At 39.7% G+C, this 13,558-nt stretch carries 7 protein-coding genes and 3 pseudogenes; 6 read left to right on the top strand and 4 right to left on the bottom strand.

All coding sequences use genetic code 11. The features are described from left to right. Nucleotides 1–265 precede the first annotated feature (265 nt). Nucleotides 266–587: pseudogene (locus tag Q0Y52_RS03785) on the bottom strand (IS110 family transposase); the annotation flags it as partial. Between the two features lie 21 nt (nucleotides 588–608). Between Q0Y52_RS03785 and Q0Y52_RS03780 the strand changes: the two are divergent. From Q0Y52_RS03780 to Q0Y52_RS03765, 4 genes and pseudogenes are all read left to right on the top strand, one after another. Next, nucleotides 609–1,165 (top strand): annotated as a pseudogene (locus Q0Y52_RS03780) (YbhB/YbcL family Raf kinase inhibitor-like protein). A gap of 128 nt (nucleotides 1,166–1,293) precedes the next feature. Further along, nucleotides 1,294–1,599: a hypothetical protein gene (locus tag Q0Y52_RS03775; protein WP_297818229.1), complete on the top strand. Its 306-nt coding sequence runs from the start codon at nucleotides 1,294–1,296 to the stop codon at nucleotides 1,597–1,599. 557 nt (nucleotides 1,600–2,156) lie between these two features. Beyond that, on the top strand, nucleotides 2,157–2,405 hold the full coding sequence (locus tag Q0Y52_RS03770) for a DUF3297 family protein (protein ID WP_297818227.1): 249 nt from the start codon (nucleotides 2,157–2,159) through the stop codon (nucleotides 2,403–2,405). Nucleotides 2,406–2,817: 412 nt separating this feature from the next. After that, on the top strand, nucleotides 2,818–3,264 hold the full coding sequence (locus tag Q0Y52_RS03765) for a DUF1499 domain-containing protein (protein WP_297818224.1): 447 nt from the start codon (nucleotides 2,818–2,820) through the stop codon (nucleotides 3,262–3,264). Nucleotides 3,265–3,652: 388 nt separating this feature from the next. Here Q0Y52_RS03765 and Q0Y52_RS03760 read toward each other — a convergent pair. From Q0Y52_RS03760 to ppk2, 3 genes and pseudogenes are all read right to left on the bottom strand, one after another. Further along, a pseudogene (locus Q0Y52_RS03760) lies at nucleotides 3,653–4,313 on the bottom strand (energy-coupling factor ABC transporter permease). A 32-nt stretch (nucleotides 4,314–4,345) separates the two neighbouring features. Further along, the gene (gene xthA / locus Q0Y52_RS03755) at nucleotides 4,346–5,152 is read right to left on the bottom strand and encodes an exodeoxyribonuclease III (RefSeq protein WP_297818222.1); all 807 of its coding nucleotides are present in this window, start codon (nucleotides 5,150–5,152) and stop codon (nucleotides 4,346–4,348) included. An 88-nt stretch (nucleotides 5,153–5,240) separates the two neighbouring features. After that, nucleotides 5,241–6,011, bottom strand: coding sequence for a polyphosphate kinase 2 (gene ppk2, locus Q0Y52_RS03750; protein WP_297818219.1), 771 nt, complete (start codon nucleotides 6,009–6,011; stop codon nucleotides 5,241–5,243). A gap of 94 nt (nucleotides 6,012–6,105) precedes the next feature. Here ppk2 and recC point away from each other — a divergent pair, with 94 nt between their 5' ends. Both recC and Q0Y52_RS03740 read left to right on the top strand, forming a co-directional pair. After that, complete coding sequence (gene recC / locus Q0Y52_RS03745; RefSeq protein WP_297818216.1) at nucleotides 6,106–9,618, top strand: exodeoxyribonuclease V subunit gamma; 3,513 nt, start codon at nucleotides 6,106–6,108, stop codon at nucleotides 9,616–9,618. After that, nucleotides 9,615–13,556, top strand: coding sequence for a UvrD-helicase domain-containing protein (locus tag Q0Y52_RS03740; RefSeq protein ID WP_297818213.1), 3,942 nt, complete (start codon nucleotides 9,615–9,617; stop codon nucleotides 13,554–13,556). The genes recC and Q0Y52_RS03740 overlap by 4 nt, the downstream gene beginning before the upstream one ends. The last annotated feature ends 2 nt before the right edge of the window (nucleotides 13,557–13,558 follow it).

Here is a 13,558-nt window from a genome sequence, read left to right as displayed (position 1 = left end):
CCTTAACACAGAGTCAAAAAAATGTGATAAAAACTCAAGGATGAGTTGATATTTTAAAGTCCTCACTAAGTCCTCAATTAGTTACTCTCCCATATTCTAAAAAACGTAAGACTTCAAAAATCATACACGTCTTCAATATTTTAATATTTACATAGATATATGGACGCTGACTATATGATGTCATAAGCACCTATTCTAATTTTCTGGCTATGACTCGTGCCTATTAAGTATAGCCTGCCAGTATTTACAGTTGTTAGCTGCAATATGTTTGCATGATTAATAGTTGTTTACACCTAGTCACTAAATCGCTCATAGACACCATGTTGTATGTTAGACGCTTTATGTGGATAGGGTTAGCAATGACCAAAGATAAATTTTTTTTCGCACAGTCCACGCTCAAAGGCATTTCTTGCTGCCCATTTGCCTAAATGATAATGCATTTAGGTTGATGTTTTTATGGCCTCATTAATATATTTTTCATCATTCGACACAGAGACATAAATATTCAATGGACGAAAACGTATATCGAGTTGGAATTTACCGGTATTCACATCGACATTAATGCTTTGATTCATTTTAGTCTTCATAATAAGCTCACTTGGATTGTCATGCTCCACAAGCTCAAGCTTATTACAGTTTTATCACTTAGTATTTCGGCATCCGTCTATGCAGGTATTCTTACATTATCCAGTCACAATATCACCCAAGGTGAGTTTATGGCTAAAATACAGGAATTTAAGGGTTTTGGTTGTTCAGGTGGTGATGTGTCGCCACATCTTAAGTTCACTAATGCGCCCCAATGCAAAAAAGTGTTGCTATTACAGCTTATGACCCAGATGCTCCTACTGGAAGTGGTTGGTGGCATTGGCAAATCGTGAATATACCAAAAAATGTAACAGAGATAGCAACGGGTGCAGGTAGTGCGAATACAGACCTTACTGTGCAAGGTAGTCAGCAGATAAATAATGATTATGGTAATCGAGCCTTTGGTGGCGCTTGCCCTCCTCAAGGACATGGTGTAAATAACTACCGTTTTACCGTACATGCGCTATCAGTAGAAAAACTAGAATTGCCAGATGATGCTTCGGGTGCATTAGCGGGATACTTGATAAATGCAAACTCAATAGAATCCAGTAAAATTGAAGCGTTGTACAAGCGAGACTAGCCTAATTGTTTGCTTACACTTTAAATAACAGCTGGCATAACTTTGCTACTATAACCATGTGTTACTTGCGCCTAACAAAACATTAGGCGTTTTATTATTAATGGAAATTTTGATAGTTTGGAGGATTTATGGTTATTTTAGTGTTACTTGCTTCAATATGGGCATTTCTTATGCTTCGTTCGTGTATTGCAGAGTATCAGTATTATCAATCAGTAAAAACTCTTGAACCTGAAATTTGGGCAAAGTTAGGTTCTCCTAAATATTTAAAGATCCCTATTGTATTTGTTTCTGCTAAAGGTTCAAAACTCTTAAGGGGTATATCAAACAGCAGCGTTTATGAACGTGCAAGTAAGCATAGGCAAGCTGGTAAACAATTTTTAGTGTATGTAATATTGGTGTTACTAACGAGTATTGTTTATTTTAAAATCGCTTAATAAACAATAATAGTTCGCCAGCTTTTCCTCGACTTCATGCTGACACCCTTTGGCTGTTTCTGTAATCTGTTTCTATACCCATCCATTACTGCCTGTGTTCACCGCATCGGTAGCATCGGTTTGTTATGTTTTAGCTATATAAGAAGCCGTAATCTCTTGAAATCTAATACCGAAGAGCCAATAAACCGGGTCTTTACTATCGATTCACTAAGCTGAGATATGATGAATGATTTTTTCTCAGATACATCTTATCTGGAGGGGGGAACAGTGACTTGAAATTAGGATGCGTTTATTGGGAGTATTTAAGGCTCGTACTTTGCGATCTTGGCCTCGCTGTTTGTATATTCAATAAGTCAGCACTCGAAATAAATTAAACGCACTCTATATCATTTAATATTGGTTATAGCGGTAGATGAATTGTGTATCTCAGGGGCTATTAATGAATAACCTTCATTCACCATATATTAAACAACACATTTAAATTCAACTGCAGTTCTTGAGCGCTAATTATATTTTGACTACAATAATGTACTTTTTATTTAATTCAGGTCATCAACATGAACGACACTTCATCACTACCCGCTTTACCGGATCGCCTTTCGAGTAACACCCGAAGCCCACATCATGTGGCAGAAATTTTTGAACATAATATTGGCATTCTGCTGAATGGAAAAGAGCGTACCAATGTTGAGGAATATTGTATCAGTGAAGGATGGGTGAAAATTCCTTCTCCTAAAGCCTTAGACCGTCGGGGACAACCGCTTCTCATCACTCTAAAAGGAGCGGTTGAAGCGTTTTATAGTTGAGTCGTTTTGCTCTGTGATTGTTAGACGGGCATATAATAAAAAAAGCATTGAGCCCTAAGAAAAACAGCGGTCTATTGATTAAAGTGTACCGCTGTTTTTAGCCTACTATATTAAGCTTGTTATTTATGCGGTTTTATTTCAAGCAGTCAATTTGGTGTCTATAGAAAAACAGGTGCATTTATTACGATAACATTTCAAAATGAAAAGATTTAGTTGGAGTGAAAACTGTTCGAACAAGGCGATTGTTAGCAGACCTAAGGTTTGAGTCAAAAATAGCCACATCAGTGTTTGGTGGAAAGATTAAGTCGCTTCGACCACGTTTTTAGTCTCACTGGGTAACTTACTTTCTGGCTAACTCTCTTTGTAATATTGCTAGCAATTATTATTATTATAATTTTTAAGGACCAGTGCAATGAATAAGCAAATTTTAATAGTTGTCGTGAGTTTACATTTTTTGATGGGATGTTCTGCAACGCCACCTAAATTAGGGATAATGGACCGTCAATTAATACCATGCCCTAACAAGCCAAATTGTGTGAGTAGTCAAGCAACAAATAAAAAGCATTATATACAGCCCATTCACTTCACTGGAACACCTCAAGATGCAAAAAATAAACTGTTACAAATTTTAAACACTTTGGAACGAACAAAAATCATTGTCGTGCGGGAAAATTATATCCGTATAGAATTTACCTCTAAAATATTCCAATTTATTGATGATGCAGAGTTTTATTTTCCAGCAACCAATACCGAGCACAGCATTATACATTTCAGGTCAGCATCACGTATCGGATATTCAGATCTCGGAGCTAACAAAAAACGAATTGAACAGATTAGAGACACATTTACAGGGTATTAATCGTGATAAAAAGACGATGAAAAGTGGATCAACTGATTAAACCTTGGTAGGCCATTTCGGTTTTCTTGAGGTTTCCAATTTCCTACTATTCAGATGATTACGTCTTAGTCAGCCTATCAAAAAAGTGTTTTAGTGGGCTTATTAAAAACCTTTTTGTGAGTATTTTTAATATTAACAACACTGCGTTCATCAACCTCTTAATACTCGAATCGATTAACAAAATGGCAAATACTTTTTCAATTCTTCAACTGGGAGTTTAGTCGAAAATTTCTCTCCAACTGGCGCCATAATAAATCCAAAATTGAAGTGACAATCACACTTAGAAGATGCATAAAGCCAAAAATAGCCTCATTATCAACCCATTTTTTTGTGCTTATATAACCATTTATTACTTATCCAAATACAACTTGTCGTAAAAGGTATAGACCCACTCTGGTTTATAGATAATTAATAAGGTGATCGTCATACCATTAAACATTGCTTCAGGAAATAACATTAATGTGCTGATCATTAAGTAATTGTCTTCAATAATGTGCCAGCTATATAAGCCATCAAGATAAAAGTAACCACTTAATGCCAACATCTTTAGCGCGATGGTTAATGCACCTGGGATAAAAGCACAAAGAAAAATATAGGTGAAAATATGCCGAGGTAATTTATGAAAGGTCAGACTATAAATCCCGTATTGTAAGCGAAATGGGGGCAAGTATACCCACCAGAAAGTTTACGCCTAACATGTCGATACTTTCTTTACCGAATATTGTCACACCCAAAAGAGCTATGCTGGCGCTAAAAATAGCCCAGCGAAAGCCTAGTAATAAGGTTAGGGCGGACAGCCATAAAAAGTGCACATTTAGCCCATCGTATATGCCAGTTCGAAACATCCACAATATAAATACACAGGCAGCACTACCAAACACTAAGTGCTGGCATTTTTTGTCTAATACTAATTGAGAAAATATCAGTTTTTTACTAACAAAAAAGCATATGAGTAAGCTGAGTAATCCAGTCACTGTTTGGATGTCAGTAAAGTATGAGATGTGTTCCATCGTTAATTACTCAATGTCTATTTATTGCGGTGTTATTTAAAGACCGACCAAATAGGTGCATGATCAGAGGGTTTATCGATACTTCTCAACTCATAATCCACATCGGCTTCTTTTAACATTGAGTGTAATTTTGCAGTGGCTAAAATTAAATCTATGCGCAGGCCACGGTTGTCATTAAAACCTTTTGAACGATAGTCAAACCAGCTGTATTTCTCTGACTCTTGTGGATACATATCACGAAAACCATCGGTAAAACCCCAGTCAATGAGTGTATTCAACCATTCACGCTCTTCGGGTAAAAAGCTACATTTTTTGGTTTGTAACCAACGTTTACGGTTGGGCTCACCAATACCGATATCCAAATCAGTATGAGAAACATTCACATCACCCATCACAATGACATTTTCTTCAGGGGTATGATATTCGTTTAAATAACCCATTAGGTCTTGGTAATATTTTCGCTTAGCAGGGTATTTGGTTTCGTGGGTTTGATTTTCACCTTGTGGAAAATAACCGTTTAACACTCGCACTGTTTCGCCATTATCCATAGGGTAACTGACCATTATCATTCGGCGTTGGGCTTCGTCGTCATCACTTGGAAAGCCGTATTGCACTTCAAGCGCAGGTTTTTTACACATCATCGCCACACCATAGTGACCTTTTTGACCATGAAAATAGACGTGATAGCCCATGGCTTCAACATCGGCAACGGGGAATTGGTCGTTATGTACTTTGATTTCTTGAAGGCCAATAATATCTGGTTGATGTTTATTAATTAATGCTTGTAATTGATGTAAACGAGCGCGTATGCCATTAATGTTAAAAGAAACGATTTTCATTGATATGGTCCAAAGGAAAAAAAGCTCAGCAACACATGTTGCCACTGCTATCATGGTAACAAGAACTTTTACATAGCTAAACCTTCATTTAGCTAAATCTCTTTGGAATATGCCTTTGGCGTTTATGAGGTGGACGTTGATAATTTTTTCTATCGATTTTGGGTAAGGTTATGTCTAGATGTTTTACAGAATGATAATTAACTTGCCTCAACAAATGATCAATGCAATTGAGCCTAGCCGCTTTTTTGTCGTCAGCATCGACTACAAACCAAGGACTTTCATCGGTATCGGTGTGTGCAAACATATCGTCTTTGGCTTGTGAGTATTCAACCCATTGACTTCGAGACGCGAGGTCCATATCAGAAAATTTCCAGCGTTTTATTGGGTCAGTCAATCGTCTAGTAAACCGTTTTTCTTGTTCTTCGTCAGATACTGAAAACCAATACTTGATCAGAATGATACCTGATTTCATTAAGGTATCTTCAAACGCTGGGCAGGTACTCAAAAAGTCTTGGCACTCTTGCTCGGTACAAAAGCCCATAACTTTTTCAACTCCTGCCCGGTTGTACCAACTGCGATCAAACAATACGACTTCTCCAGCTGCAGGAAGGTGTGCAACGTACCGTTGAAAATACCACTGGGTGGTTTCTCTTTCGGTAGGTTTAGTTAAAGCAACAATGCGCACCACTCTTGGGTTCAGCTTAGCGGTGATGGTTTTGATAGCACCACCTTTACCCGCTGCATCTCTGCCTTCAAACAGCACCACAATTTTTTGGCCTGTTTGTTTCGTCCATTCTTGTAATTTTGCGAGTTCAATTTGTAGCGGTACTAAGTGTTTTTCATAATTAGATTTATTCATTTACTCGACAAATATATTGTAAAAAATTTTTTTAAAATTGAAGACTTTGATAGACTAAAATCATCATTCTTCGCATCAAGAAACATCTTTATTTATGCTGTATCTGGTTCAGTCAAACAAAATGGAATGCTTAGCGGATAGTTTAATCAGTTGTTTGCAAGAAACTGCAGGGCAGGGTGTTTCTGTATTTGATCCAGATCAAATATTGGTGCAAAGCCCAGGAATGTCGCAGTGGTTAAAAATCCAAATCGCTGAAAAACTGGGTATTGCGGCGAATATCGACTTTCCACTGCCATCAAGTTTTATTTGGCAGTTGTACCAACAACATATCCAACACTTACCTGAACAATCAGCCTTCACCAAGCCCAATATGACATGGAAACTGATGTCAATATTACCCACTCTGCTTGAGAAACCTGAGTTTGCAGCGATAGAACAATACTTATCTGACTCACAGCCCCTTAAGTTGTATCAATTAGCAGGTAAAATTGCGGATGTGTATGACCAATATTTGGTGTATCGACCCGATTGGATCATACATTGGGAAGCTGGCCATAATGACCTTCCTGATACGAATGATTTAAGCATTTGTGAGTCTCATCCATGGCAGTCCATCTTATGGCGGGCTTTGGTAGCTTATAGCAAAGATTTGGGTGAGTCATCTTTTCATAGAGCCAATTTACATCACACTTTGCTTGAAGCCTTACATAATACAGTTAATCAAAAAAGCACGAGTGAAGCAGAAAAACCTCTTATGGTTTTCGGGATATCAGCCATGCCGATGCAGCAACTAGAAGTACTCAGTGCTTTGGCTGAAACACGAGATGTGCTGATATTTTGGTTTAATCCTAGTCAGCATTATTGGGGGGATATAGTTGATAAAAAAAACCAGGCTAAAGCCCAACTTAAAGCGATAGATAATTCAGAGCTGGCAGGTGTCGAGTTTTTAGATGTCGGCAATCCACTGTTGGCTTCATGGGGCAAGTTAGGTCGAGATTACCAAGATATGTTGCTGAGCTTTGAGTTGCAGCAACAAGACTATTTTGTTGATATCCAGCCTGAGTGTCTGCTGCAACATATTCAATCTGATGTGAACCATTTACAATTTAGAGCGACAGCAGATGAACTAAGTGCCAGCGAATTGTTGTCCAATGGCAAGGGTTATCCTAAAGTAGAAATCGCTGCATCTGACCACTCTTTAAAAGTGCATGCATGTCATTCAAAAGTTCGTGAGTTAGAAATTCTGCATGACCAGTTACTCAAACGTTTTAATGACAACCCTGATTGGCATCCCGGTGATGTGATTGTGATGATGCCCGACGTTGCCAATTATGCACCTTTTATCGAAGGGGTGTTTGGTGCGGTAGAACATCATTTAGCTATTCCTTATGCCATATCTGATCGCAATGTAGGTCAGGTATCACCATTATTGAACAGCTTTTTACAGTTGATGAAATTGCATCAAAGCCGCTTAACGTTATCTGAAGTCTTGTCTTTGCTTGAAGTACCCGCGGTGCAGCGCAAATTTGCCATCGCCCCCCAAGAATTTGAATTATTACAACATTGGCTAACCGATGCGGGTGTGCGTTGGGGCTGGAATGAACACGACAAACAGCGCTGGGATCTACCGGCAGAAAAACAAAACACCTGGGTGTTTGGCTTACAACGATTGTTAGCCGGTTATGCGATGGCAAGCACCGAGTTGTACCAAGGTGATCAAGACTTAATTTCGGCTTATGCTGACATTGAAGGCCAGCAAGCTGTGGCTTTAGGTAAGTGTTATCAGTTTACTAGCGCACTATTAAAGGTATTGGCGTTTTGCCAAAATCAACAAAGCAATCAACAAAACAATCAACAAAACATACAGCAGAAAGTCGAGCAAGCCCTTGAATTGTTAGCTGAGCTGTATGATGCCGATGAAACCGAACAACCCGACATGCTTATCCTTCGAGAAACCCTCGAAAAAATGTTAGCCCATAGCCACCAATATACACAACATATTGATCAAGATGTGTTTGTCAGTGAGCTACAGCAAAACATTCAGGAAAATGGGGTAGGTCAGCGATTTTTAGCGGGTTATGTGAATTTTTGTACACTGATGCCAATGCGCAGTATTCCCTTTAAAATGGTGTGTTTGTTAGGCATGAACGATAGCGATTATCCAAGGCAAAGTGTGCCTATGGGGTTTGACTTAATGCGCTTGGCACCAGCAAAACGTGGTGACAGATCTCGACGGTTGGACGATAGATACCTATTTTTAGAAGCCTTATTGTCAGCCAGAGAATATTTATATTTTAGTTATCATGGCTTTAGTCAAAAAGACAATAGCCCTTTAGCACCGTCTATTTTGCTCAGTGAGTTGATGGAATATTGTCAACAAGGATTTTGTTTGTCGGGAGAGTTAGGCTTAGAAGTAGAAAAGACCGAGAAAAACTTGCTTGCCCACGTAACGCTTAAACATAAGTTGCAGCCTTTTCATCAAGCTTATTTTGAAGAAAAAAGTAATACTACAGCTGAAGTTAAAAGCGAGTCTTATTTAAGTTTTAACCAAAAACAGCAAGCTATTGCCGAGCAGTTGCAACAACCCTCAAAAGCGTTGATGTTTAACGCTGAGCCTTTGAATCAGTCCTTAGAACAATCTCCTCAACTTGAACTAGAGTCGATGATCGCGTTTTTCCAAAATCCTGCTAAAGCGTTTTTTATTCAGCGATGGCAAACCCGTTTTTATCCGTTAGGGCAACAAAGTAGTGATGAAGAGCCTTTCTCATTTGATGGTTTAGATAGATATAAATTAAACGAAAGATTAGTACAGTATTCTCTTACTACGAGCCTTAATGGCCCTTCTGAGTTGGTTATCAACGAAGAACGTGTAGAAAATGTAAAAAGTGTAAAGAGCGAAGAAAGTGAAGAAAAAGCTTCTTTAGCAAACCAAGAGATAGAACAACCCAATACTATCATTAGCTTATTAAACCAACTCAGAGCAGAAGGCAAGTTACCCGCAGGGCAAAGCGGAGAACTAGCGCTTAGACCTTTAGTGAAGCAAAGCACGCAATTAGCCGAACACATTAATGATCTCAATACATCGCTCATCCCAGCGCAAAGTGTTGATATTGAGTTGTTGGTTAATAATGTGGTTCTTGTCGGGCGTGTTGACAGCCTGTATGCACAAAACTTAATACTCTGGCGCGCTGGTAAACTCAGGGCTAAAGATCGAATTGCTTTGTATTTACAATGGTTATGTTTGTGCGCTGAGGCACCCAAGGCTGGACTCAATCAAGCATATTTTATCAGTACTGAAAAATTGTATTCACTACCTGTGATTGAGAAACAAACAGCCCTACAACAACTGGCTATTTGGCTTGAACATTGGCAACTAGGTGGCGATCAAATACTCCATTTTTACCCAGAAGCCGCTTGGCAATGGGTAACGAGTCAGGACATAAACAAAACCTTGAGCACATTTAAAGGCAATGACTTTGCCGCAGGCGAGGGCACCGAAGCCCACATTCAAAGAGTTTGCCCAGACTTAACCCTGCGTTTTGAACCTTTCAGCCAAATAGCAGAGGCGTTACTTTTACCTCTTGTTGAATTAGGTGATGCAAAATGAGCCTTACTCCAATTCTCGATGGTGCGCTTAATTCCAATGACATCGCCCCATCGGCTACCATGCAACCTTTAGATACGTTCACTTTTCCTTTGTCTGGTGCATCGTTGATTGAAGCCAGTGCTGGCACCGGTAAAACCTATACCATCGTTAATTTGTATATTCGTTTGTTACTTGGCCATGGCTGCGAGCCTCTGGGAGTCGAGCAAATATTAGTGGTGACCTTCACCAATGCCGCCACAGGAGAGTTAAAAGAGCGTATTCGCCAGCGTTTACGTAAAGCCTATTTAGACTTTTTTGCTAGGGTCAGTAAAGATGCTTTTATTCAGCAACTTATTTATCAAAGTGACAACGTTGAACTCGATTGCCAGCGTTTAGCCTTAGCCAGTAAACAAATGGATGAAGCCGCGGTGTATACCATTCACGGCTTTTGTCACAAAGCCCTCACCGAGCACGCTTTTGAAAGTGGTGCTATGTATGAGCAGAGTTTTATATTAGATGAAAGTGAATGGCTGAAATTAGCTGCTGAGGATTATTGGCGTAAACATGTGGTGACTTTGCCACAACACACCTTACAGCTATTGCTAAAACATTGGGCGACACCTGATGCCATGATCAAAGGTATTGGTCGCTTGCTTAGTCAGCATGCCACGCCTCATCATACAAAAGATATTGATTCGGCTATCAAAAGTGTTAATCAATATGCCCAGCAGGTAACCAAGCTCAAACGTTGGTGGTTATCAAATGACGTTAGCCTACAGCTTAGCAAGGCTAATCTGAATGGCCGAGCTAAATTGGGCAAGTTACCCACATTACAAGATATGCAGGCATTTTGTAAAAGTGACTTGTTACAAATAGATTTTGACAAAACGGGTTGGCAGCTGTTCTCCCCTGAACAAATAGCGAAGGCGGCTAAAAAAGGCAGTGAGGACGTATCCCATTTAGATTTTAGCCAGTTTGAACAATTACAAAGTATGCTTTTACGTTGCCAACAAAACTTAATCTTAGCGTTTAGCCAACACGCGATGTCGGTGGTGTCGGCTAATCTTAAATCTCACAAAGACATGTTACATTTGTTATCGCCTGATGACCTATTAACGGGTTTGCAGCGGGCTATAAGCCAACAAGCTGGCACAGATGACAATACTTTGGCTAATAGCATTCGCCAAAACTACCCTGCGGCATTGATTGATGAATTTCAAGATACCGACCCAGTACAATTCGAGGTATTCCAAGGCATTTACGGCGCTTCTCAACAAGAGCCTGATTTGGGGCCTAGTGACAAGAATAGTGATGAGAGTAGTTTTGATAATAATTCCAATCTGAGTATCGAAATTAAGCAAGTTGCTAGTTCCAATAACAGCTCAGGTACTTTTTTCAAAGATAGCTCAGGCACCATTTCCAAGGATAGCTCAAGGCTGTCAAAAGCCTGTTGGATCATGATTGGTGATCCTAAACAGGCTATTTATGCGTTTCGTGGCGCAGACATTTTTACCTATATAAAAGCCAAAGAGTGGGTGGATAATAAGCGGCATTTTACCCTAGCCACTAATTGGCGTTCAGCGCCCAAACTCGTCAATGGCATTAACCAATTATTTGAAAATAGCCGTAAAGGTTTTCTATTTGAACAAAGTATTCCTTTTTACCCCGTAAAAGCAGGGCAAGATTTTGAAGGGTTAACTGTGCAGGGTAAGGTAGTTGAAAGTTTGGACTTTCAACATTTATGCAGCAGCGAAAACTTACCTATTCCAGCCAGCGATGCGTCTAATCAGTTAGCTATTGCCACGGCCAATCAAATATCTCATTGGTTGCAGTTAGCCCAAACAGACCAAGCGCAGATCAAAAACCGGGCTATTACTGCTGGAGATTGCTGTGTTTTAGTGCGTAATCGTAATGAAGCGCAAGTGATTAAAAATGCCTTGTCAGCGGTGAATGTAGCCAGTGTGTTTTTGGCCCGTAAAAGTGTGTTTGCCACCCAGATTGCAGCCGACGTATTTAGATTACTCAAAGCCCTTAGCCAACCTACAGATGAAAGACTATTAAAAGCAGCCTTGATGAGTGAGTTGTTTACGTTTAACGCTCAGCATCTAGATACTTTATTTAACGATGAATCAAGCTGGCAAGATGTGTTAGAACAACGTTTTTACTGGCATCAAACCTGGCAAAAACAAGGTTTGATCCGCGCCATAAACCAAGTGTTGCAGCACTTTAATGTCGAACAAGGTTTGATTAAACATCTGCCCGATGGCTTAAGGCGCGTGACTGATTTACGCCATTTAACCGAGTTATTACAACAACAAAGTTTACAGTTGGTAGGCGAAGCACAGCTTATTCACTGGTTTGAAAGCTGTTTGTTAGAGCCCGATCACAACAGCGATAATCAACAGGTGCGTCTAGAAAGTGACGCCAATTTAGTACAGATTATTACCTTACATTCATCTAAGGGATTGGAATTCCCGTTAGTGTTCATCCCTTTCGCCAGCAGTTATAAAACAGCGCAACAAGCTCTGTATCACAATGATGAACAGCAGCTTGAAGTCGACTTTTTAATACAAGAACAAAATCTTCAAAAAGCAGATTTTGAGCGTTTGGCCGAAGATATCCGTTTGTTTTATGTGGCCGTCACCCGAGCCGTTTATTATTGCTCTATTGGTGTGTGGAACATTAGCTTAGGCAAAAGCAAAAAAGTATCAGGCTTTACCCAGTCAGCTTTAGGCTGTTTATTGTTGTCGGCTAAAGATGAGGCACAAGAAGATCCTGAACAAAGCATTACCGACCAACATATCGCAATACGTATTCAAGCCTTAGCGGCTAAATGCGATTTGTCTTATCGCACTTTTACCCAAGCTCAAATCGACCCCCCCCAAGAGTTTGCAACACAAAATAGTGACGCTAAACTGGTTCAGCTCAAAGCCTTGCAACTGAAAAAACCGGTTAACAGAGCATGGCGCTTAACCAGTTATTCAGCTATCAGTAGTCAGCAAGTGCATTTAGATATGCCAGCGCCGGGTCAAGATGAAGGTCAAGACCAATTGTTAAACCTATTGTTAAACCAAGTGCAGGATGAAGCGCTTACTGAGCCATCTCCTCTAAATTCTGAAATGCTGCAAAGCCCCTTTAGTTTTGAGCGAGGTGCCAACGCGGGTTCATTTTTACATGGTGTATTAGAAAATATTGATTTGCAGAAGCCAGAACAGTTAGCTGATGTGATAACCCAACAATCGACTTGGTTTGGCATTGGTGATGGATGGCATGATTGCCTAGAAAACTGGCTAACGGATGTATTGCTGTCACCCTTTAATGCTAGAGCTGCATCTGAAGCAGCTATGGACACACCCAGTATCAGTTTATCTCAGTTATCGGTTAAACAAGTCAAAGTGGAAATGGAGTTTCACATGCCTTTGCATGAAGTTAAGGTAGGCGACTTCAATCGCATCATCAATCAGTATTTTAAACACCATGCTCGCGACTATCAGTTTGAACAACTTAACGGCATGATCAAAGGTTTTATTGACTTAATGTTTGAATATGACGGCAAGTTTTATGTGGCTGATTATAAATCTAATCATTTAGGTGACAGTTATGACAACTATCACTATTTAGCTATGGAACAAGCGATGACAGGACACGATTATCACTTGCAAGCCATTCTTTATACTTTGGCATTGCATCGCTGGCTTAAACATAAACTGCCTAATTATGATTACAACACTCACGTAGGGGGGGCTTATTACTTATTTATACGTGGTATGAGCCAAGTAGTTCCGGGTAATGGTGTCTATTTTGTGTTGCCTGAAAAAGCGATGATCGAAGCATTAGACGATTTATTTTTAGGTAAACCATCATCAAAAACTCTCCAAGCCAATAAACAGCTCCAGTCCATCAAAGCACCTCAGCCCCAAAAAAAGCCGCAACAGCAACGACAGTTAGACTTATGGTAAGC

The sequence above is a fragment of the uncultured Paraglaciecola sp. genome (assembly GCF_943787955.1).
Taxonomy (GTDB): domain Bacteria; phylum Pseudomonadota; class Gammaproteobacteria; order Enterobacterales; family Alteromonadaceae; genus Paraglaciecola.
This window is presented reverse-complemented; position numbering and strand designations above follow the sequence as displayed.

Bases quoted from the DNA above. Each gene is read 5' to 3' on its own strand.
- Q0Y52_RS03775 (WP_297818229.1), top strand. From the start codon at position 1,294: ATGGTTATTTTAGTGTTACTTGCTTCAATATGGGCATTTCTTATGCTT.
- Q0Y52_RS03770 (WP_297818227.1), top strand. From the start codon at position 2,157: ATGAACGACACTTCATCACTACCCGCTTTACCGGATCGCCTTTCGAGT.
- Q0Y52_RS03765 (WP_297818224.1), top strand. From the start codon at position 2,818: ATGAATAAGCAAATTTTAATAGTTGTCGTGAGTTTACATTTTTTGATG.
- xthA (WP_297818222.1), bottom strand. From the start codon at position 5,152: ATGAAAATCGTTTCTTTTAACATTAATGGCATACGCGCTCGTTTACAT.
- ppk2 (WP_297818219.1), bottom strand. From the start codon at position 6,011: ATGAATAAATCTAATTATGAAAAACACTTAGTACCGCTACAAATTGAA.
- recC (WP_297818216.1), top strand. From the start codon at position 6,106: ATGCTGTATCTGGTTCAGTCAAACAAAATGGAATGCTTAGCGGATAGT.
- Q0Y52_RS03740 (WP_297818213.1), top strand. From the start codon at position 9,615: ATGAGCCTTACTCCAATTCTCGATGGTGCGCTTAATTCCAATGACATC.